We start from the raw sequence: 20423 nt of genomic DNA, 5'->3' as shown, positions 1-20423 counted from the left end.
GCAGCTAAGCCTAACCAAGAACCCTGGCCGGGAGCTCCGGACGAATGCCTGTTACGGCAGCGGCGGCAGTTCCCAGTCGACCGTCCCGTTGCCCTGTTCCTGCAGCAGGGCGTTGGCCCGGCTAAAGGGCCGCGATCCGAAGAATCCGCGGGAGGCCGAGAGCGGGCTGGGGTGGGCGCTGGCGATGACGGCAGCGGATCCCAGCAGCGGCCGCACGGACTCGGCGTCCTTCCCCCACAGGATCACGACAAGGGGAGCGTGGCCCGCGCCGGAGGCGGACGCGCGGCCGGCAACTGCCCGGATGGCCGTCGCCGTGACGGCTTCCCAGCCCTTGTTCCGGTGCGAGCCCGCCGCGCCGGCCCGGACACTGAGCACCCTGTTCAGCAGCAGTACGCCCTGTTCCGCCCAGCGGCTGAGGTCCCCGTGGACGCGCGGCGGGATGCCGAGATCGGCGTGAAGCTCCTTGTAGATGTTTGCCAGGCTGCGGGGGATCGGCCGGGTGGCGCCGTCTACGGCGAAGGACAGCCCCACGGCGTGCCCGGGCGTCGGATAGGGGTCCTGGCCCACCACCAACACCCGGACACCGGCCAGCGGCTGGCGGAAGGCCCGCAGCAGGTTTGGCGGCGATGGCAGCACGCCATGCCCGGCGGCCGCTTCGCCGGCGAGGAAGGTGAGGGCCTCCCGCAGCTGCGCCTCCACCGGCGCCAGCGCTTCTGCCCAGTCTGGAGCGACCAGATCGCTCAGCGACCGGCGCGCAAGGTCCTCGAAGCTGAGGTTGTCGATGGCTTCGGGTTCCAGTTCGAACAAGGCGTCGGAATCTGGTTCGGAAGGAAGTTCGGAGTTGGACACAGCCCCCATTCTTCCGCAGACGCCGGCCGCTCCGGCACCCCGCCAAATGACAAGCCTGTCATTCGGCCGTAGCATGGGACTGACTTTTGCCGGATCAGTTTGTCCGAATCAACCAGGGAGTGTGTCGTGGCCGAAACAGCGCAAGAGCACGTGCTCGCGGGGGATTCCGTCGGGTTCCCCGCTGCCGGTGCGGACCTCGGTGGGGTGTCCGCGGAGTCTCCGCTCAGCGCCCGCGACCAGCAGATGCTGGCCCTGGAGCGGCAGTGGTGGAAGTACGCGGGGGCCAAGGAACAGGCCATCCGCGAGCTGTTCGATCTGTCCGCCACGCACTACTACCAGATCCTCAATGCCCTCATCGATACCGAGGATGCACTGGCCCACGATCCCATGCTGGTCAAGAGATTGCGTAGACTACGTACATCACGCCAACGTGCCCGCACTGCCCGTCGTCTGGGAACAGATTCGTAAAGTCGCGTCACGAGCAGCCGGATGCGCACGTCCTGTTGCGTCCGTTCCGGCCTCGGGCACCCCGTATGAAATCAGCAAGGACGTCGTTTTACCATGACCAAATACGCTCGGGATGAATTTGATCGGGTCCCGGAGACCTCTACCCGGCAGGGTGTCCACCGGGCCGTCGCCGGAGCGCGCCGCCGGAGCCTGACGCCCATCCTGGCGGCTGGCTTCGTAGCGCTGGCCATTGGCCTGGTGGCCTTCCTGATCCTGCCGAAGCTTGGGTTCTCCGGAGGCCAGGCCGCGGCCGTGTCAGCCGGTGAGAGAGCGTCCGCGTCCGCCAGCAGTAGCCCGTCCGCATCGGGCCCCGCGAGCCCCAGCCCCGCGCAGACCAGCCCGGGAGTTGCGAGCACGGCACCCGCCGCCGCGCCGCCGTCGGCGACGCCCTCAGCGACGCCCAGCGCCGCAGCCGCCGGGGTGGACAAGACGCAGCCGGTGACGATCTACAACGGGACCACCACCGCTGGCCTCGCCACCCGCGTCGGCGGCACCGTCAGCTCCGCCGGCTGGACCGTGGGCCAGACAGGGAACTGGGGCGGTGTCCCGCAGCAGACGTCGGTGATTTTCTACAGCGGCGCGGAACAGAAGGGCAATGCCGAGGCGCTCGGAACGCTCCTGGGCATCGACACCCTGGTGGACTCCGCCGAGTTCAACGTGCCCCTTGTCGTTGTGCTGGGACCCGGCTTCCAGTAGTCAATTCCGGTTACGCCTCAATAACTATTCGACGGCGGACCTGCCCGCCGTCGGCGTTCCTGAGGGACGCTGTGGGTACAGTATCTGCGGATTTCTCTTCGCAGTCTGCGGCGCACATCGAGGTGGGCCGCACGCAAGCTAGCTGAAAGTGTGGACACCATGGCACTGGGAACCGTCAAATGGTTCAACGCCGAGAAGGGCTACGGCTTCATCACCGTGGACGGTTCCGAGAACGACGTCTTCGTGCACTGGTCCGCGATTGTCGGGGAAGGCTACCGCGCCCTGGACGAGGGCCAGCGGGTGGAGCTTGAAGTCGGCGAGGGCGAAAAGGGCCCGCAGGCTGAAAGCGTCCGGCCCGCCTAGTGGCACTGGCTTTCATCAAGAACCCCCGGCGGGACGCGGCAGGGCGCCCAGGAAGAACTTTGCCGCTGCGCCGTGCCCTGGCGGCGGGCACCCTCGCGGCCGTGACCCTGACGGGCTGCCTGGGACCTGCAGGCAGCGCCCGCGTGGCCAGCGCCGACGCCAGCGGTGACGGCACATTGCGCATCGGCCTGATCCTGGACAACACGGGGCGGCAGAACTTCCTCAACGCCCCTCAGCTCGCGGCCGCCAAACTCGCCGTCAAGGAGATCAACGCGGCCGGTGGCCACAAAGGCAAGCCGGTGGAGCTCCTGCCGGAAACCATCAGCGCTGACACCGCCGCGCAGGCGAAAGCGCTGGTTGCCGCCAAGGCTGACGTCGTGATCGGTCCGACTGATTCCAGCCGCGCTCCTGCTGCGATCGACGTACTGGCCAACGCCAAGGTAGCCGTCATCTCGCCGGCCAACTCTGCCAGCGGGCTCAGCAACTACAAGAGCGGCGGCTACTATTTCCGCACCTCGGCAGCCGACATCGCGCAGGCGTCCGCCCTCGCCAAGCTGGCCCAAGACGGCGGCGCCAAGACTCTGGCCGTGCTGCACGAGAAAGGCGACTACGGCAAGGACGTCGCCTCCGCCGTCGCCGGTGCGGCGAAACAGTCCGGGCTGGACGTCGTGGCGGACGCGGAGTTCACTCCCGGCCAGGCACAGCAGGCTGCCGCCACCGCCAAGGCCGCAAATCCCGACGCCGTCGTCCTGGTATCGCGCGACGGCGCGCAGGGTGCCATCGCCGAACTGAACAACGCCGGCCTGGCCGGCAAAAAACTTGTCCTCAGCGACGCGGCCGTCAGCCGGTATGGCTCCGGAGTGGGCACGCGGGCGCTCGAGGGCGCACGTGGGGTCCTGCCCGGCGTGTTCCCCTCCGCCGCCTTCCAGGAGGACCTTGTTGCCGTTGACCCCGGGCTGAAGGACATGGTGTTTGCCTCCGAGACGTACGACGCCGTCATCCTCGCCGCCGTCGCTGCCGCCGCGGCAGAAGACGACGCCGGAACCTCCATCGCGGCATCCCTCGTGGGGGTCTCCGGCGGAACTGCGCCAGCGGGCGGACAGGCCGCCGGCCAGCCCCCGAGCGAGTCGTGCACGAGCTACCAGGAATGCGTGGACGTCCTCCATGCGGGCAAGCGCCCTGACTATGACGGCCAGTCCGGACGGATCAAGTTTGATTCCCACGGGGACATCTCCGAGGCGAACTACATCGTCTACACCTACGGCGAGGACAACCTGCCCACAATGACCGGCACGGAGAGCGCCAGCAGCAGCGGCGGCTGATCGCTCCTAGCGTATTGTCCCCGCGTGGCGGGCGGTTCCTGCCGGGCACTGCTTGCACTCTCCCCGGGGGAGTGCTAATTATTGATTTAGCACTCCAGCGCATCGACTGCTAACACGACGCCCGGTTCGCCCGGCCGCGAAGTGGGGCAGCCGGTCCAGGAGCTAAAGGAACACCTTGCTGGGGTGAGATCCCGGACCCAGCGGCATACAGAGGCCGCGGGGTAGGAATCGTCCGTCGCGGGCACCACAGCGAAGGTTCATTCTTAACGACTGTCCCGAAAGGACTACTGCCGTTATGGCCAAGATCATTGCATTTGATGAAGAGGCACGCCGCGGTCTTGAGCGGGGCCTGAACATCCTCGCCGACGCCGTCAAGGTCACCCTCGGCCCGCGGGGACGCAACGTCGTCCTCGAAAAGAAGTGGGGCGCCCCCACGATCACCAACGATGGTGTTTCCATCGCCAAGGAGATCGAGCTGGATGACCCTTACGAGAAGATCGGCGCCGAGCTGGTCAAGGAAGTTGCCAAGAAGACGGATGACGTCGCAGGCGACGGCACCACCACGGCAACTGTGCTCGCACAGGCCCTGGTCAAGGAAGGCCTGCGCAACGTCGCGGCCGGCGCTGACCCGCTGTCCCTCAAGCGCGGCATCGAGAAGGCTGTTGACGCCGTGACCGTCGAGCTCCTGGCCTCCGCCAAGGAAATCGAGACCAAGGAAGAGATCGCCGCCACCGCGTCCATCTCTGCTGGCGACAACGAGATCGGCGCCCTGATCGCCGAAGCCCTCGACAAGGTCGGCAAGGAAGGCGTCATCACGGTCGAGGAGTCGAACACGTTCGGCCTCGAGCTGGAGCTGACCGAAGGCATGCGCTTCGACAAGGGCTACATCTCCGCCTACTTCGTCACCGACGCCGAGCGCCAGGAAACGGTCCTTGAGGATCCGTACATCCTGATCGTCAACTCCAAGATCTCCAACGTCAAGGAACTGGTTGCTGTCCTCGAAAAGGTCATGCAGTCCAACAAGCCGCTGCTGATCATTGCCGAAGACATCGAGGGCGAGGCCCTGGCCACCCTGATCGTCAACAAGATCCGCGGCACCTTCAAGTCCGTCGCCGTCAAGGCTCCGGGCTTCGGCGACCGCCGCAAGGCGCAGCTGGCCGACATCGCCATCCTCACCGGTGGCCAGGTCATCTCCGAGGAAGTCGGCCTCAAGCTTGAGACCGCCGGACTCGAACTCCTTGGCAAGGCCCGCAAGGTTGTTGTCACCAAGGACGAGACCACGATCGTCGAGGGTGCCGGCGACGCCGACCAGATCGCCGGCCGCGTGTCCCAGATCCGCGCCGAGATCGAGAACTCGGATTCCGACTACGACCGCGAGAAGCTGCAGGAGCGCCTGGCCAAGCTGGCCGGTGGCGTTGCAGTCATCAAGGCCGGTGCCGCAACCGAGGTCGAGCTCAAGGAACGCAAGCACCGCATTGAGGACGCTGTCCGCAACGCCAAGGCTGCTGTCGAAGAGGGCATCGTCGCCGGCGGTGGCGTTGCTCTGATCCAGGCCGGCGCCAAGGCGTTCGCGAACCTGCAGCTCTCCGGTGACGAGGCAACGGGCGCGAACATCGTCCGCGTTGCCATCGACGCCCCGCTGAAGCAGATCGCCTTCAACGCCGGCCTCGAGCCCGGCGTCGTGGTGGACAAGGTCCGCGGCCTGCCCGCAGGCCACGGCCTCAACGCAGCCACCGGCGAGTACGTCGACCTGCTGGCCGCTGGCATCAACGACCCGGTCAAGGTAACCCGCTCTGCCCTGCAGAACGCGGCTTCCATCGCCGGCCTGTTCCTCACCACCGAGGCCGTTGTAGCCGACAAGCCCGAGAAGGCTGGCGCCCAGATGGGCGGCGGCGACGACATGGGCGGCATGGGCGGCATGGGCGGCTTCTAACCACCCGCGCTAGCCTCCACCGGCTGTTCGACGACGGCGGTCCCACCTTCGGGTGGGGCCGCCGTTGGCGTTAATGCAGTCCACGCCCAGCACCCTCCCTCCGTTGTTGCGGTGGGTGTCGGCAGGGTCTGACAGGATAGGTCAGTGACGATTACAGCAGCGGCCGACGGTTCGGCCTTAGGAAATCCCGGCCCGGCCGGCTGGGCCTGGTACGTGAATGACGACTGCTGGCGGGCCGGTGGATGGCCCCACGGTACGAACAACCAGGGCGAGCTGATGGCGGTGCTGGACCTGTTCCGGGCGACGGCACACGTGCCCGGGGAAGACCTGCTGATCCTCTGCGACAGCCAGTACGTCATCAACGCGGTGACCAAGTGGATGCCAGGCTGGAAGCGCAAGGGCTGGCGCAAGGCCGACGGCAAGCCGGTGCTGAACGTGGACCTCCTTAAGGACATCGACCAGGCGCTCGTGGGCCGCAAGTACACCTTCGAGTGGGTGCGGGGCCATGCAGGTCACGAGCTCAACGAAGCTGCCGACGTCCGTGCCCGCGCAGCGGCCACGGCGTACCAGCAGGGCGTGGCGGTCCGGCAGGGACCTGGCTTCGGGTCACCGGAGGGCCAGCCGCCGGAGGGCGAGACACAGCCGGGCAGGACACAGCCGGGCAGGACACAGCCGGGCAGGACACAGCAGGGCGGGACACAGCAGGGCGGGACGCAGCAGGGCGGGACGCAGCCGGCGGGCCAGGCCGGTTCCGCGATGCCGCAGACCGCCCCGGAGACGGCCCCAAGGACCGCCCCCGAGCAGGCCGCGCGGCCGGCCGCGACCCGGGCGCAGCCGGCCCCGGCGCCTTCCGGCCAGCAGGAACTCTTTGGCGCACCGGGGGCCTACGACGAACCGGACCTCTTCAGCGAACTCGAAGAGGAACCGGCCGTGGCACTGGCGGAGGCCAGCCCCGAAGCCGTCGTCGAGTCCCTCGAGCGGGAACTGCTCCGCCCGGAAACCCGGGCGGACCTGGGCCGCGCAGGCGTCCTGCTCCATCCGGACTTCACCGAGATCGGCAGCTCCGGCAGGCTCTGGACCCGCGACGCCATGATGATGTCGCTTGAGGACAACCCGGGCGGACCCGTGGAGCTGGAGCTGCTGGGCGCGGACCGGTTGGGTGAGAAGACCATGCTCCTGACGTACCGCAGCCACACCCGCGACGGATCAGCCCTGCGCAGCTCCCTGTGGGTCCTTGAAGGCGCGCAATGGCGGCTGCGCTTCCACCAGGGCACACCCGAGGCCTGACGCCCCGTGAGGCTCACGTGAACCGCTGCGCATTGCCCAGTTCTGCCTGGGCGTAGGTGGCGGCGGCGGAATTCAGGGCGAGGTTTATGGACGCCAGGGATGCCTCGACCCTGCCCTGGGTCAGCGTCCACTCGGCGACCAGGGCTTGGAAGTTTGTCGCCGCGGAGCCGCGCCAGCTGCCCTGGAGTTCGTCCAGCCCTCGTTTCATGGCATGGACGTCGGCGCTGATCCGCTCCACCGTGGCCTGCACGTTGGCGGACTTGAGCTGCAGGAGCTCCGTATCGACGGAGATGATGCTCATGGGATTGCCTCTCGAAAAGTTCGGGAGGCAGCCGCGGCCCGGCGGAGCACGGTAATCGTCAGCGGTGGAGTCTGTGGGGGAGTCTGTGGTGAAGGCTTGTGGGTGCGGCTGCCTCGTCCGGAGTGTCCGGACACCCCGAGCGTAGGCGGGCAGCCCACCGGCCGGACACCGCCGTCGGCTCCTATGTGGACAAACCAGCTGTAGACAGTTCCGTGGCGTCTTCATCCAGGAACGGGATGCTGACCACCAGCGTGGCACCGCCCCCGTCAGTCTCCCCGACCCGCACGGACCCGGAATGCGAGCCGACGATGGCGGCCACGATCGCCAGGCCGAGCCCGCTGCCGCCGGTCTCCCTGGTCCGGGAGGTGTCCGCCCGGTAGAAGCGCTCGAAAATACGGGCCGCTTCGTCCTCCGGGACGCCCGGTCCGTGGTCCCGGACCTCGATCACGGACTGCCGGGCTCCATCCGGTGCAGTCCGGGTCCCGACACCAATTTCGATCGGAGTTCCCTCCGGCGTGTACCGCAGGGCATTGCCGACCAGGTTGCTGACCACCTGGCGCAGCTTGGCTTCGTCCCCCAGCACCGGCGCGGGCGCCGGGGCCGCGCCGTCGAGCCCGGTGAGGGTGATGGTGCGGCTGCGGTCGCTCGCCTGGGTGTCCACCACGGCGTCGTTGGCCAGCAGCAGCAGATCGGCCGGTTTCTGCTGCAGCGGGCGCTGCTCATCGATCCTGGCCAGCAGCAGCAGGTCTTCCACCATGGCCCCCATGCGCTTGGCTTCGCTTTCGATCCGCCCCATCGCCGTGGCCACGTCTTCCGGGGTGGAAAGCGCCCCGTGCCGGTACAGCTCGGAGAACCCGCGAATGGTCACCAGCGGAGTGCGCAGCTCGTGCGAGGCGTCGGCGGCGAAGCGACGCATCCGTTCCTCGGACGCCATCCGGGCAGCGAACGCTGTCTCAATGTGCGCGAGCATGGCATTGAGCGAACTGCCCAACCTCCCCACTTCGGTGTTGGGGTTTTCGATTTCCACGCGTCTGGAGAGGTCTCCGGCGGCGATCGCGGCGGCCGTCTTCTCCACCCGGGCCAGCGGCCGGAAGGACCGCGAGACGGTCCACGTGGCGATGAAGAACGCCAGCACGAGCGTCAGCAGGCCCACGCCCACCACCACCAGGGCGGCATGTTCCATGACGGAATCGACGGGGTCCAGCGGCAGCCCGATGACCACCACCGCGCTGCGCTGGTTGTTGTCCACAACGCTCAGGGCCACCACCCTCCAGTTGCCGCCCTCGGTCCCGCGGACCTGGAAGGGTACCTGCTGGCGTTGCCGGGCCTCGACCGTGGAAAAGGTGCTGATGGCGGGGTGGGAGTCCTTGTCGCCGCCGAACGGGATGGCTGGGAGGCCCGGGCTGAGGAGCATCAGCGAGTAGTCCGTGGGAATCGTGGAGCTGGCCTCCTGCAGCTGGGTGAAGGATTTCTCCAGCCGCACGGAGTCGACGGCGGCCCGGAGTTTGTCGTCCACCTGTCCCTGCAGGAAGCTGTGGAGCAGCGTCAGCGTGCCCGCACCGGTGGCAGTGAGGGCCACCAGCATCAGCGCCATCATAATGGCCACGAGCTGCGAGCGCAGCGAGGCCGATTTCCAGCGGTGCAGCAAGGTCAGCGCTTCTCGGCGGTCCGCAGAACGTAGCCGACGCCGCGCTTGGTCTGGATCAGCGCCGGTGCATCGGGATCGATATCCACCTTGCGGCGCAGGTAGGAGATGTAGGACTCCACGATCGAGGCATCGCCGTTGAAGTCGTACTCCCACACATGATCGAGGATCTGGGCTTTGGACAAGACCCGGTTGGGGTTGAGCATGAGGTAGCGCAGAAGCTTGAACTCGGTGGGGGACAGCTCGATCACGGTGCCGCCACGGCGGACCTCATGGGCGTCGTCGTCGAGCTGGAGGTCATCGACCCGGATCACGGCGTCGTCGTCGACCTGGGGCTGCGTGCGCCGGAGCACCGCGCGGATGCGGGCCACCACCTCGTCGAGGCTGAAGGGTTTGGTGACGTAATCGTCCCCGCCCACGGTCAGGCCCGTGACCTTGTCCTCGGTGTCGTCCTTGGCCGTGAGGAACAGGACGGGGAAGTGTTTGCCGGCGGCGCGCAGGCGGCGGGTGACGGTGAAGCCGTCCATGTCCGGCAGCATGACGTCCAGCACTGCCAGATCGGGGGCGTGCAACTCCGCGGCGGCAAGGGCTTCGCGCCCGCTGCCGGCCGAGACAACTTCAAAACCAGCGAAGCGCAGGGACGTTGACAGCAGCTCGCGGATGTTCGGTTCATCATCGACGACGAGCAGCTTGGCTTCGGGTCCGTTCTTTTTCATGTTCCCATGATGCTCCCAGACTCTGGGAGTTTTCTGAACGGCGGATGGGTGTTGCATGGGCCGTCCCTGTTGCGGGCGCACCCGGGCACGGCACCTTCCGCCTAGCCGGCGGTGCCGACGTCCTTGGCGTCCATGATCCGGTAGGCGTAGCCCTGCTCGGCGAGGAAACGCTGCCGCTTCGCGGCGAAGTCCTGGTCCAGGGTGTCCCGGGCCACCAGCGAGTAGAACCGGGCGGAGCGGCCGTCCTTCTTCGGACGCAGCAGCCGGCCCAGGCGCTGGGCCTCCTCCTGGCGGGAACCGAACGAACCGGAGACCTGGATCGCCACCGACGCCTCGGGCAGATCGATGGAGAAGTTGGCCACCTTGGACACCACCAAGGTCTGCACCTCACCGGCGCGGAAGGCGTCGAAGAGCCGCTGGCGTTCCTTGACCGACGTGTCGCCCTTGATGACCGGCGCGTTGAGGCGCTCGCCGATCTCATCGAGCTGGTCGATGTACTGCCCGATCACCAGGAGTTGCTCGCCGGCGTGTTCGGCGACCAGTTCTTCCACAACCCTGGTCTTGGTCTCGGAGGTGGCGCACAGGCGGTATTTGTCAGCGTCCTCGGCCATGGCGTAGGCCACCCGCTCGTCGCGGGGCAGGTCCACCCGCACCTCCACGCAATCGGCGGGGGCGATGTAGCCCTGGGTCTCGATGTCCTTCCACGGCGCGTCGTAGCGCTTCGGGCCGATGAGGCTGAAGACCTCGCCCTCCCGTCCGTCCTCCCGCACCAACGTGGCCGTGAGTCCCAGCCGGCGCCGGGCCTGCAGGTCCGCCGTCATCCGGAAGATCGGCGCTGGCAGTAGGTGGACCTCGTCGTAAATGATCAGGCCCCAGTCGTTGCCGTCCACGAGCTCCAGGTGCGGGTACAGGCCGCCGCGCTTCGTGGTCAGGACCTGGTAGGTGGCGATCGTGACCGGGCGTACTTCCTTGACGGAGCCGGAGTACTCGCCGATCTCCTCCTCGGTCAGTGACGTGCGCTTGATGAGCTCGTCCTTCCACTGCCGCGCGGCGACGGTGTTGGTCACCAGGATCAGCGTGGTGGTGGAGCTTGTGGCCATGGCGGCCGCCCCGACCAGCGTTTTGCCGGCGCCGCAGGGAAGGACGACGACGCCGCTGCCGCCGGCCCAGAAGTTCTCCGCGGCCAGTTGCTGGTACGGCCGCAGCTTCCAGCCGGATTCGTTGAGCATGATGGGGTGCGGCGTGCCGTCCACGTAGCCGGCCAGGTCCTCGGCCGGCCAGCCAATCTTGAGCAGCAGTTGCTTGAGCTGGCCGCGCTGGGAGGAATGTACCACCACCGTCTCGCCGTCGATCCGCGGCCCGAGCAGCGGGGCGATCTTCTTGGCGCGGCTGACTTCTTCCAGCACCGGGTAGTCGGACGTGCGCATGACCAGGCCGTGCTGCGGGTCCTTTTCCAGCCGGAGCCGGCCGTACCGGGACATGGTTTCTTCGACGTCGATCAGCAGGGAATGGGGCACCGGGAACCGGGAGTACGTGAGCAGGGTGTCTAGGACCTTTTCGGCGTCCAGCCCGGCCGCCCTGGCATTCCACAGCCCCAGCGGTGTCAACCGGTAGCTGTGCACGTGCTCCGGGGCCCGTTCCAGCTCGGCGAAGGCCGCGATGGCGTGCCGGGCCTCGGTTGCGAGTTCGTGGTCGACCTCCAGCAGGATGGTCTTGTCACTCTGGACGATCAGGGGCCCGTCATTCACTGGAACAATTCCTCTGTAGCTTCTACGTCGATAATCCGGTGGATGGACAGGACCCGCTCGATCTCCTTGTCCGGATCGAACACCCGTACCCGCCCGCCATTTACAGCTACCGGAACAACCGTCTCGCGGCTGGCATTCCCCATGCTGTCCACGACGTTCATGACCACCCGCTGCCTGAGGCGGATCGCTTTCAGGAGGGTCTCGAGCCCCAGCTGGGTCGCTTCCTCGCTGCCAGGGGCAGCCGCCGGCGAGTGGGTTCCGGACCCGGGTGCCCGGGACCCGTCACTGCGCAGCACGGCCAGTTGGGCGTCGATGTCGGCCTCCGGCGGAGCGGTCCGCGGGGCGGTGTAGACCGGCCGGCCGTTGCCTGTACCCGGGGTGCTGCGTCGTAGCCGGACGACGGCGGATGCTGCTTCCTCCAGGACGGGGGCGAGGCCCAGGCCCCTGAGGATCTGCGCCGTTTCCCGGGGTGCGGAGTGTGAGACCACAACGGTGGGCGCGATGCGCACCAGCCCGAGGCCGGCGGCGGCCGGGGCGTTGAGCAGTTCTATCAGGGCGGTCTCGTCCTCGCATTGGATAAAGCTGGCCGCCGCCCCCACGCGGAGCCGGGAGTGGCGCGCGGCGGTGTCTTCGATCAGGTACTGGAGCGGCTGCGGGACGGCGGTGGCCGAATGCTGGCGCAGGAAGTCCAGGATCGCCACGGCGTCCTGGCCGGCGTCGAGGGCCCTGCGGACGGAGGCGACGGAGAAACGGTAGATGGTTGCAGGTCCCTGCCCTTCGGCCGCGGCCATGGTCAGGAGCCGTTCGCTCAGTTCGGGGTCAAGGTAGCCCGGCGCCACCGCGGTCAGGTCCGCCTGCAGCAACACATGCTGCAGGGCTGCCGGCAGGTGCTCGCCCAGGATCCCCAGCGCCTCATCCGGCTGTTCTGCGGCGATCGCGGCCCCCAGCTGGCTGAGCGCCCCGGAACCGATCAGGCCCAGCATCTCGGCTTCTGTGAGGATGCCGCGGATCAGCGAGCTGAAACGCCGGGCCATCCGGGGCTGCGTCCACTCGGCCCGCTCCAGCACAGCGGCGGCATTGAGAACGGGGGCCTGCCCGTCGGGTGCAGCGGCTTCGAGGGTGAGTTCATGCAGGATTTCCAGGACCCGTTTGCGGACCACCGGCGCGTCAGGCCGCTGCGCCTCGGCGGAGAGCGCATTGATGGTGGTCCCGGCCGCGCCCCGGTGGCCTGCCAAGCCCGGGACAGCGGCATTTACGGGCTGGCCCACGAGGGACGGCGCGCGCTCGCTGGCCAGCCAGGCATTGACCAGCCACAGCCATTGCTCCTGCCGCGGCAACGCCAGCCATTCCAGCTGCGGCGGCTGCACCCAAGCAGAACTGTCGACGTCCAACCGCAGCAGGCCGCCCATGGCGCAGAACTCCGCCAGGAGGCCGGCCTCGTGCACGTCGATCCGGAGGGAATCTGCCAGCCGCTTCATCTCCCGGACCCCGACGCCCCCGCTGCGCAGCGTCGCCAGGGGCTGTTCTCGCACGGCATAGAGCACTTCGCCCACGAGCCGCAGCGTCTCGGCAATAGCGCCCAATGCGGCGTTCCGGCGCAGCCCTGCGCTCGTGTGGCCAAGGTGGGGGAGGGGCGGCACCAGGGAAAAACTCTCGATGACGAACCCGCCGCGCAGCGACACCCCGACGCTATGGGGAAGCTCGACGTGTGCGGCGTCCAGCGGCACCAGCAGCCCCCGGGCCAGCAGCCAGTCCACCGGGCCGACGTCGGAGCTTTCGTGCAGCACGGACGCCCGGCGCTGGGCCTGCGGAACGGCGCCCATGGCCCAGTTTCCGAACCGGGCCAGCAGGGCACCCGTCCGATCCGGCGCGGTGGCCAGGATTTGCTGGAGCGACTCCGGTGTTGCCGTCCAATGCTGCAGCGACAGGGCCGCTTCCATCGGCGTCGTGGCGGGGGAGATGGGCGCTCCGCCGCGGTGCAGTTCCCCCACCAACTGCACCACGCGCTGCGCAAACGCCGGCTGGAGCCGCACGAGTTCGGTGTAGCTGCGCCCCAGCCCCGCAGGGTAGATGCCGATCACATCCTTGAGGCTGCCCACCGGAAGGTAGTGGCGCTGCCTGGCGGCGGCGGGGGCGGCGCCGTGCGGCGGGTCGGCGCGGTGGACCAGCGCCAGTTCCTGCAGGGAATGGAGCAGCCGGTCGATGGCGGCAGCCGAGGAGCCGCTGATCAGTTTCTTCAGCATCGCTGCCGAGGCGCTGTGCCCGGTATCGGAGTTGGTGCACAGGTGCAGGGTTTCCAGGACCTGCATCTGCGGACGGTTGAGCCGCTCGAGCGCCCGCTGGACGCTGACCCGTCCGCTGGCACGGGCGGCGAGGGCGGCGAAGTCCGGGACGCCGGGAGAGATCAGGTCCGGCCGCGCGGAGAACAGGGCCCGCAACGATTCGTCGCTTCGTGCCTGAAGTTCCTTGCTCAGCGCGCGGATGAGGGACATCGCTCCAACGTTACCTTTCGCCGGGCCTGTGCGGGCGGCGCCGTGTTGCCACTGCGTCCACAACGAGCGCCAGCATGAGCAGGAATGCCACCGGGAGGCCGTAGAGGGCCGTGGAGGTAATCCAGGCGGGCGCCACGACATTGTTCGACGCCATGGCCATGACAGCGCCGACGGCAACAAAGGACAGCACAGCAAGCGTGGCCGCGATGATCATCAGAGGCCGCCGGTATCGCATGAGTGTCATGTGGGCAACGCTAACAGTCCAGCATCGCCCGCGCCTCAAGCCGCTATATTGAACCAGGCAGGATAACCTTGGAGATACAGACCAACACGGTCCGGGCAGTCATACCCTGAACCCGCGTATCCATGCGGATGCGGTGACCGCCGGCCGTGTCCCCGCAGAACGAAGAAGGTTGATTACGTGCCTACCGGCAAGGTCAAGTGGTATGACAAGGAAAAAGGCTTCGGATTCCTCGCGGGCGAGGACGGCCAGGAAGTCTTCCTGCCCAAGTCCGCGCTGCCCGAGGGCGTCACGGAACTCAAGGCCGGAACGCGCGTTGAATTTGGCGTAGCCGACGGCCGCAAGGGCGCCCAGGCGCTCGGCCTGCGCGTGCTGGACAAGACGCCGTCCATCGCCAAGGCAAAGCGGCCCAGTGCCAGGGACCTTGCCCCGCTGGTGCAGGACCTCGTCAGCGTGCTGGACAACCTGTCCGGAACCCTGTCCGCGGGCAAGTACCCGGAAGGCAACAAGGGCAAGGCGATCGCAGCGGCCCTCCGTAAGGTTGCCGACGAGCTGGATGTATAAGGCTCTTGATGACTCAGGAACCTGATCAGTTGCCGGCGCCGGATGCCGGATCCACCTTGCCCGCCGAATCCAAGGGAACCGGCTCTAAGCAGGGACCCCGCCCGCGCGCCGGCGTGCCCGCCTGGCGCACCGGCAAGCCTGACGCCTTCCTGGCCGCCGCCGTCGACGTTGCCCGCACCGCGGTGGAAAGCATTGCCGCCGCAGAGCAGATCGGGGAGCACATCGGCGCCCGCAGCGAAGGCGACCGTCTGGTGACCCATCTCTTCGAATCCAGGCTGCCCGGGTATCTGGGCTGGCAGTGGTACGCCGTGCTGACCCGCAACTCGCGCTCCAAGGTGGTCACGGTGGACGAACTCGGCCTCCTGCCGTCCGAAGACTCCATCCTGGCGCCGGCGTGGATTCCGTGGGCTGAGCGGGTCCGCCCGGAAGACGCGCAGCCTGACGAGGCCGAAGCGCCGTCGCAGGCGTCCGATGCCGCCGCACAGAACGCAGCGGAGACCGACGAAGCCGAGACCGACGACGAGACTGACGACGACGCCGACGAATCCGGCCCCGACGAGACCGACGACGACGAGCAGGAACGCTCCGCGGACGAGGCCGACTAGCGGTTGACAGCGTCCGGGAGCGTGTCTGGGGCGGGCTGGGGGCTGATGTCCACGTTCAAGTCCTGCACATCCTGAACTACGGCATCTGGTTCATCGGTGCGCTCATCTCCAACATTGGCACCTGGATGCAGCGCACTGCCCAGGACTGGCTGGTGTTCGCCCACCTAACGGCGCACGACGCCGGCGGCGCCGCCACAGCCTGGGTTCTGATTGGCCGTGAGGGCGCCGCCGGACGCTGAGGCTATTTCTTCAGTTCCGCCACGACGAAATCGATGCACTCGAGCAGCGCCGAGACATCGTCCGGCTCGATCGCCACGAACGTGGCGATGCGCAGCTGGTTGCGGCCGAGCTTGCGGTACGGCTCGGTGTCGACGACGCCGTTGGCGCGCAGCACCTTGGCGATGGCCGAGGCGTCGATCGATTCGTCGAAGTCGATCGTGGCGATCACGTTGGAACGGTCCTCGGCCTTGGCCACGAACGGCGTGGCGTAGCCGGACGCCTCGGCCCAGCGGTAGATGCGGCCGGCGGAGTCCGCGGTCCGGCCGGCCGCGAAGTCCAGGCCGCCGTTGGCGTTGAGCCACTGCACCTGGGCATCCAGGGTCACCAGGGTGGCCAGTGCCGGTGTGTTGTAGGTCTGGTTCAGCCGGGAGTTGTCGATCGCCGTCTGGAGGTCCAGGAAGTCGGGGATCCAGCGGTTGCCGGCCTTGATCCGGGCCGCCCGCTCAAGCGCCGCGGGGGAGAACAGGCCAAGCCACAGGCCGCCGTCGGACGCGAAGTTTTTCTGCGGCGCAAAGTAGTACACGTCGGACTCCGTCACGTCCACGTCCAGCCCGCCCGCCGCCGAGGTCGCGTCCACCAGCACCAGCGACCCCTCGTCGGCGCCTGCGACGCGCTGGACGGGGGCGGCCACGCCGGTTGAGGTTTCGTTCTGCGGCCACGCATAGACGTCGACGCCGGCCTCCGCCCGGGCGGCGGGTCGGGTGCCGGGTTCGGCCGTGATGATGGAGGACTCGGCGAGGAATGGCGCCTTGTTGGTGGCCGAGGCAAATTTCGAGCCGAACTCGCCAAAGGACAGATGCTGCGCTTTGTTCTCCACAAGTCCGAAGCTGGCGATGTCCCAGAACGCGGTGGAACCGCCCACTCCAAGCACCACTTCATAGCCTTCGGGGGCGCGGAAGAATTCGCTGAGGCCGCTGCGTACCGAGCCGACCAGGTTCTTCACCGGGGCCTGGCGGTGCGAGGTCCCCAGCAGCTTCGCCGATGCAGCGAGGGCATCCATCTGTTCAGGTCGGACCTTGGACGGACCGGCGCCGAACCGTCCGTCCTTGGGCAGGAGGTTGGCGGGGATCGTGATGCTGGTGTCGCTCACAGAGGCTCCAATATTCGGCTGGTTCGTAGCGTGGCTGGGAGGTGGCCTGGCAGGGATGGCTACAACGGACACCCCTATTCATTCTGCCTGTTTTATTCTGCCTGACAGTCCCCGGCGATACGGAAAAAGCCCTGTCACAGTCCGGTCATTGAGACGCCCGGGAACGGCCGGACTGCGATACCGGGAGGACAGTCCCAGGCCGAACGAAAAATTATCCGGAGTAATTCAAAATAGGCTAGGCTGGCATGCGAACATACGGCGGTTCTCGCCAGGGCGCATCCTGCATGCAGCCCGCACGCGGTACGGTGGGAATGACGCTAGGACTGCGCTCGAGGAGCTGAGCTGAATGACGGATCTGATCGATACCACGGAGATGTATCTTCGGACCATTCTGGAACTTGAAGAAGAAAACATCGTTGCCCTCCGCGCCCGCATCGCCGAACGGCTCCGCCACTCCGGCCCCACTGTTTCCCAGACCATCGGCCGCATGGAACGTGACGGGCTTGTGGTTGTTTCGGGCGACCGGCATCTTGAACTGACCGAAACAGGGCGGAAACGCGCAATCGGCGTCATGCGCAAGCACCGCCTTGCGGAGCGCCTGCTTGCGGACGTGATCGGACTCGACTGGGCCTACGTCCATGAGGAAGCGTGCCGCTGGGAGCATGTCATGAGCGAACGCGTCGAGCGCAGAATCTACGAGATGCTCAACCACCCGACAGTTTCGCCCTACGGAAACCCCATCCCGGGGCTTGCGGATCTTGGCGGCGTGCCCAATGGTGCCCCCACTGACAGGGCCGTGAACCTGCTGGAGGCCATGGCCGGCTACGGTGCTGGTTCGCGGATCACGGTCAACCGGCTTGCGGAACCGATCCAGGTGGAGCCGGAGCTTCTCACCCAGCTCGACGAGGGTGGAATCCGCCCTGGCGCCCTTCTGTCGCTGGAGCGGGTGGGGGAGTACATCTCGGTCCGCGTCCCCGATATCGAGGGCGCCTTGGAGCTCCCGCCCGAGGTTGCCGCGCACGTCTTCGTAACAGTGGCCTGACCAGCCACAACTCGTTGGTCATGGGACGACCCATGAGTTCTGCACAATTGCGGTTACGGATTTATTACCGGGCGGCTTAATCGCCTATAGTTAGTGGCCAGTACCGATACCAAAGCGTTACCTGATCCGAAGCCGAGCCCTGCCAGCGGATCAGTCGCGGAACCATCTCCTGGCAGGGGCGGGGGAACCACTTTCGGCTGCTGCTTCAGCAGCCTTGGGGTGAAGTCCGTCAGCGGCAAGCAGCTTCCACCGAAGTATCCCTGGGATGCCCCTGTGCCTGGCTGCTTGCAACGGCGGACCGGGTCTTTGATCTCTCTGACCCGAATCCGACAGCTAACTTCGCAGGCTATCCAGAGAGGAACCCTTCTTGACCACCCAGACCGCCAGGGGCCGTCGCCGCGCGACCGGTCCCGCTCCGGAGCCGCGTCCCGTCGTCGAGCATATGGCCGACCGCCCGCGCGACGCGCACCGCGATGAACGGCGTCGCCGGCGCAGTCCGTTCCGCCAGGTAACGGAGTTTGCCTCGGCCAGCGGGGTCGGCCAGAAGGCCGGGATCGCCCTGGCCGCAACTGGTCTGGTTCTTACCGTGACGGTCCCCGTCACGAGCCCGGTGATGGCCTCCAATACCGCCGGATCCGGCGCTCTGTCCGCTGCCGTGCAGCCGGATGTCACGGCCGCCGCGGCCGCAAAGGTCGACTTCAGCCGCACCGCCGTCACCACCAAGGGCGACCCCGATGGGAAGCTCAAGCAGCTGCTCAGCGCCCAGTCTGTGGGAAGTATCACCCGCGCGGCTTCGGCCGGCACCCTTGGCGCGCCGCTGGATCATCTGGTCACAGCCTCGCCCTACGGCTACCGTGTCAGCCCAATCACCGGAGGCGCGGGGGAGTTCCACCGCGGCCAGGATTTCGCTGCCCAGTGCGGCACGGCGGTCCATGCAGCGGCCAGCGGCACCGTGACCTTCAACGGATGGCATCCCTTTGGCGGTGGAAACCGGGTGGTCATTGACCACGGTAATGGCCTTGAGACCACGTACAACCACCTGTCCTCGGCCTCGGTCAAAGTTGGCCAGAAGGTATCGCGCGGTGACGTCATCGCGATGAGCGGGACCACCGGCGCCTCCACGGGCTGCCACCTCCACTTTGAAGTGATGGTCAACGGCGACGTCGTTGACCCCCTCGGCTGGCTCTAAATAGACGATGGGCCGCTCTCAAGTGCTTGTGACACGCCGTGATCTGAATGTGACATTGGGCCCGGACTCCTGTAGGGTTTGAAGCACGCCAACTTTTCCGAAGTTGGCGCTCTTGAGTGGATTGCCTAGCTCTGCCACCGCTCAAGGTCCGTTCGCATTACATCGTCTGGCAGGGGCGGGGGAACCAATTTTGGCCTTCGAAAGAAGGCCTTGGGGTTAAGTCGCAAAGCTTCCCAGGAAGCAGCGCGGCCGGGTGACTCCCATCCGAATCCGACAGCTCACCTCGTAGGCATTGGGAGAGGCTACTTTCGTGTCTTCACGCCACAATTTTGCGCGCATGCGCACCGGCGAGGCTCTTTCGAGCCCGCTGGAATCCACATCACGTGCCGCCCTTGCCGGCGCCCGGATGGGATCACGTTCCGCAGGCTCAATCTCTACCGAGTCCGGACAGCATGCAGTTTCCGCTTTTGGCGCGTCTTCGCAGTACACCCTTCGCTAAGTAACCCATTTCGGGGCGATCCGGCGTACCCCCAAGATGCCGGAGCGTCCTCAAACCGTGCCCGAAAGCGCGCGGTCCAAGGATCACGAAAGAGAGAACTTAATGACTACTCGTGCAACCGTTGCACGGCACCGCGCCGAGGTCACCAAGACCAACTCGCTGGCTGTTATTGCCAAGGCTGTCGGCGACAACGCCGGCGGCATGGGCCGTCAGGCCGCGGTCATCGCCGCAGCCTCCGGTCTGGTTCTGACCAGCGGAATCGCAGCCAACGCTGCTGAGACCAATGTTCAGCGCGAATCCACCTCCGCTTCGGCCCTGGAAGTCCAGTCCGCCGCTCCGGCCACCATCTCGGCCGCGTCCACCATCGCGATCTCCTACGAGAAGCCCGCTGTGACCACGTCGCCGGCTCCCGTCGTCGAGGCTCCCAAGCCCGTCGTGAAGGTCCAGGATTCCACGGCCACCCGCGCCGGTGGCACCGAGGCTGCCGTCAGCGGCGGCGTCGCAGCCCAGGCCCCCGCCGGCATCGGAAGCGGCTCCGGCGCGACCATCGCCGCCGCTGCCTACGCACAGATCGGCGTGGCGCAGGACTGCACCGCCCTCGCCACCAACGCCCTGGCCGCGGCCGGCATCCACTACCACGGCTGGCCGGCAGGCTACCTGTCCCTCGGCCGCACCGTGAGCGCCGGCGAGGCACGCCCGGGCGACCTCGCCTACTACCAGAACGGTGGCGTGGGCATGGCTCACATCGCGGTCTACGTCGGCAACGGCATGGCAGTCCACGGCGGCTGGAACGGCGGCACCACCGCGCTGTATAGCGTAAACGTCGGCTCCGGCCCGGTCTTCATCCGCGTCGGCGGCTAAGCAAGACCTCCAGCACCTTCGAAAGACCCCCGCCTGTCGGCGGGGGTCTTTTGCGTTCCCGTGCAGTGAACTTTCCGCGCTGAGGACATCGCCGATGAAAAAATATTCGGTGATCCGGCACCCGAGTGTTTACTCTTGTGTAATCGATCCATAGCCCGACCATGCAGAGGGCAGCCGGCCCTCGTGCCGCTGGC

The 20423-nt window shown here is 67.1% G+C and carries 19 protein-coding genes and 2 riboswitches; of the genes, 11 read left to right on the top strand and 8 right to left on the bottom strand.

The annotated features are described in order from the left end of the window. Positions 1-51 precede the first annotated feature (51 nt). Positions 52-858, bottom strand: coding sequence for a uracil-DNA glycosylase (locus ACFRJ8_RS18595; RefSeq protein ID WP_377987919.1), 807 nt, complete (start codon positions 856-858; stop codon positions 52-54). Positions 859-975: 117 nt separating this feature from the next. Here ACFRJ8_RS18595 and ACFRJ8_RS18590 point away from each other — a divergent pair, with 117 nt between their 5' ends. The 6 genes from ACFRJ8_RS18590 to ACFRJ8_RS18565 all read left to right on the top strand — a co-directional run bounded on the left by ACFRJ8_RS18590 (position 976) and on the right by ACFRJ8_RS18565 (position 6957). Next, entirely contained in the window at positions 976-1317 is a 342-nt protein-coding gene (locus ACFRJ8_RS18590) for a DUF3263 domain-containing protein (protein ID WP_377987746.1), read from the top strand. 93 nt (positions 1318-1410) lie between these two features. Next, complete coding sequence (locus ACFRJ8_RS18585; RefSeq protein WP_377987743.1) at positions 1411-2052, top strand: LytR C-terminal domain-containing protein; 642 nt, start codon at positions 1411-1413, stop codon at positions 2050-2052. Between the two features lie 159 nt (positions 2053-2211). Then, positions 2212-2415 (top strand): cold-shock protein, encoded by a 204-nt coding sequence (locus ACFRJ8_RS18580; protein ID WP_026266832.1) that lies wholly within the window; start codon positions 2212-2214, stop codon positions 2413-2415. 59 nt (positions 2416-2474) lie between these two features. Then, entirely contained in the window at positions 2475-3737 is a 1263-nt protein-coding gene (locus ACFRJ8_RS18575) for an ABC transporter substrate-binding protein (RefSeq protein ID WP_377987740.1), read from the top strand. 295 nt (positions 3738-4032) lie between these two features. Beyond that, positions 4033-5670: a chaperonin GroEL gene (gene groL, locus ACFRJ8_RS18570; RefSeq protein WP_277527308.1), complete on the top strand. Its 1638-nt coding sequence runs from the start codon at positions 4033-4035 to the stop codon at positions 5668-5670. A gap of 144 nt (positions 5671-5814) precedes the next feature. Then, positions 5815-6957: an RNase H family protein gene (locus ACFRJ8_RS18565; RefSeq protein ID WP_377987738.1), complete on the top strand. Its 1143-nt coding sequence runs from the start codon at positions 5815-5817 to the stop codon at positions 6955-6957. 13 nt (positions 6958-6970) lie between these two features. On the opposite strand, the gene ACFRJ8_RS18560 is transcribed toward ACFRJ8_RS18565, so the two are convergent. The 6 genes from ACFRJ8_RS18560 to ACFRJ8_RS18535 form a co-directional block, all read right to left on the bottom strand. Next, entirely contained in the window at positions 6971-7258 is a 288-nt protein-coding gene (locus tag ACFRJ8_RS18560; RefSeq protein WP_377987737.1) for a WXG100 family type VII secretion target, read from the bottom strand. A gap of 181 nt (positions 7259-7439) precedes the next feature. Beyond that, positions 7440-8906: an ATP-binding protein gene (locus ACFRJ8_RS18555; RefSeq protein ID WP_377987736.1), complete on the bottom strand. Its 1467-nt coding sequence runs from the start codon at positions 8904-8906 to the stop codon at positions 7440-7442. A gap of 2 nt (positions 8907-8908) precedes the next feature. Continuing rightward, the gene (locus ACFRJ8_RS18550; protein WP_229993817.1) at positions 8909-9619 is read right to left on the bottom strand and encodes a response regulator transcription factor; all 711 of its coding nucleotides are present in this window, start codon (positions 9617-9619) and stop codon (positions 8909-8911) included. Positions 9620-9720: 101 nt separating this feature from the next. Continuing rightward, positions 9721-11367 carry a DNA repair helicase XPB gene (locus ACFRJ8_RS18545; RefSeq protein WP_277527313.1) on the bottom strand — a complete coding sequence of 549 codons (1647 nt, stop codon included), beginning with the start codon at positions 11365-11367 and terminating at the stop codon, positions 9721-9723. Then, entirely contained in the window at positions 11364-13859 is a 2496-nt protein-coding gene (locus ACFRJ8_RS18540) for a helicase-associated domain-containing protein (protein ID WP_377987730.1), read from the bottom strand. Before ACFRJ8_RS18540 ends, ACFRJ8_RS18545 begins: the two co-directional genes overlap by 4 nt. A gap of 10 nt (positions 13860-13869) precedes the next feature. After that, positions 13870-14103 (bottom strand): hypothetical protein, encoded by a 234-nt coding sequence (locus ACFRJ8_RS18535; RefSeq protein WP_377987728.1) that lies wholly within the window; start codon positions 14101-14103, stop codon positions 13870-13872. 177 nt (positions 14104-14280) lie between these two features. Here ACFRJ8_RS18535 and ACFRJ8_RS18530 point away from each other — a divergent pair, with 177 nt between their 5' ends. After that, on the top strand, positions 14281-14664 hold the full coding sequence (locus tag ACFRJ8_RS18530; protein WP_090582694.1) for a cold-shock protein: 384 nt from the start codon (positions 14281-14283) through the stop codon (positions 14662-14664). Between the two features lie 8 nt (positions 14665-14672). Then, positions 14673-15269 carry a DUF3027 domain-containing protein gene (locus tag ACFRJ8_RS18525; protein ID WP_377987726.1) on the top strand — a complete coding sequence of 199 codons (597 nt, stop codon included), beginning with the start codon at positions 14673-14675 and terminating at the stop codon, positions 15267-15269. A gap of 241 nt (positions 15270-15510) precedes the next feature. Here ACFRJ8_RS18525 and serC read toward each other — a convergent pair whose 3' ends face one another. Then, positions 15511-16638: a phosphoserine transaminase gene (gene serC, locus ACFRJ8_RS18520; protein WP_377987719.1), complete on the bottom strand. Its 1128-nt coding sequence runs from the start codon at positions 16636-16638 to the stop codon at positions 15511-15513. Between the two features lie 346 nt (positions 16639-16984). Between serC and ACFRJ8_RS18515 the strand changes: the two genes are divergently transcribed. The 3 genes from ACFRJ8_RS18515 to ACFRJ8_RS18505 all read left to right on the top strand — a co-directional run bounded on the left by ACFRJ8_RS18515 (position 16985) and on the right by ACFRJ8_RS18505 (position 20229). Continuing rightward, positions 16985-17680: a metal-dependent transcriptional regulator gene (locus tag ACFRJ8_RS18515; RefSeq protein WP_377987717.1), complete on the top strand. Its 696-nt coding sequence runs from the start codon at positions 16985-16987 to the stop codon at positions 17678-17680. Between the two features lie 150 nt (positions 17681-17830). Beyond that, positions 17831-18043: riboswitch (cyclic di-AMP (ydaO/yuaA leader) on the top strand. Positions 18044-18047: 4 nt separating this feature from the next. Next, on the top strand, positions 18048-18869 hold the full coding sequence (locus tag ACFRJ8_RS18510; protein ID WP_377987715.1) for a M23 family metallopeptidase: 822 nt from the start codon (positions 18048-18050) through the stop codon (positions 18867-18869). Positions 18870-18991: 122 nt separating this feature from the next. Then, a riboswitch (cyclic di-AMP (ydaO/yuaA leader) is annotated at positions 18992-19175 on the top strand. 295 nt (positions 19176-19470) lie between these two features. After that, positions 19471-20229, top strand: coding sequence for an NlpC/P60 family protein (locus ACFRJ8_RS18505; RefSeq protein WP_377987713.1), 759 nt, complete (start codon positions 19471-19473; stop codon positions 20227-20229). Positions 20230-20423: the final 194 nt, after the last annotated feature.

It is taken from the genome of Arthrobacter sp. NPDC056886, from assembly GCF_042788715.1.
Taxonomy (GTDB): domain Bacteria; phylum Actinomycetota; class Actinomycetes; order Actinomycetales; family Micrococcaceae; genus Arthrobacter.
This window is presented reverse-complemented; position numbering and strand designations above follow the sequence as displayed.

Bases quoted from the DNA above. Each gene is read 5' to 3' on its own strand.
- ACFRJ8_RS18585 (WP_377987743.1), top strand. From the start codon at position 1,411: ATGACCAAATACGCTCGGGATGAATTTGATCGGGTCCCGGAGACCTCT.
- ACFRJ8_RS18560 (WP_377987737.1), bottom strand. From the start codon at position 7,258: ATGAGCATCATCTCCGTCGATACGGAGCTCCTGCAGCTCAAGTCCGCC.
- ACFRJ8_RS18525 (WP_377987726.1), top strand. From the start codon at position 14,673: ATGACTCAGGAACCTGATCAGTTGCCGGCGCCGGATGCCGGATCCACC.
- ACFRJ8_RS18595 (WP_377987919.1), bottom strand. From the start codon at position 858: ATGGGGGCTGTGTCCAACTCCGAACTTCCTTCCGAACCAGATTCCGAC.
- ACFRJ8_RS18535 (WP_377987728.1), bottom strand. From the start codon at position 14,103: ATGACACTCATGCGATACCGGCGGCCTCTGATGATCATCGCGGCCACG.
- ACFRJ8_RS18515 (WP_377987717.1), top strand. From the start codon at position 16,985: ATGACGGATCTGATCGATACCACGGAGATGTATCTTCGGACCATTCTG.
- ACFRJ8_RS18540 (WP_377987730.1), bottom strand. From the start codon at position 13,859: ATGTCCCTCATCCGCGCGCTGAGCAAGGAACTTCAGGCACGAAGCGAC.
- ACFRJ8_RS18505 (WP_377987713.1), top strand. From the start codon at position 19,471: ATGACTACTCGTGCAACCGTTGCACGGCACCGCGCCGAGGTCACCAAG.
- ACFRJ8_RS18550 (WP_229993817.1), bottom strand. From the start codon at position 9,619: ATGAAAAAGAACGGACCCGAAGCCAAGCTGCTCGTCGTCGATGATGAA.
- groL (WP_277527308.1), top strand. From the start codon at position 4,033: ATGGCCAAGATCATTGCATTTGATGAAGAGGCACGCCGCGGTCTTGAG.
- ACFRJ8_RS18580 (WP_026266832.1), top strand. From the start codon at position 2,212: ATGGCACTGGGAACCGTCAAATGGTTCAACGCCGAGAAGGGCTACGGC.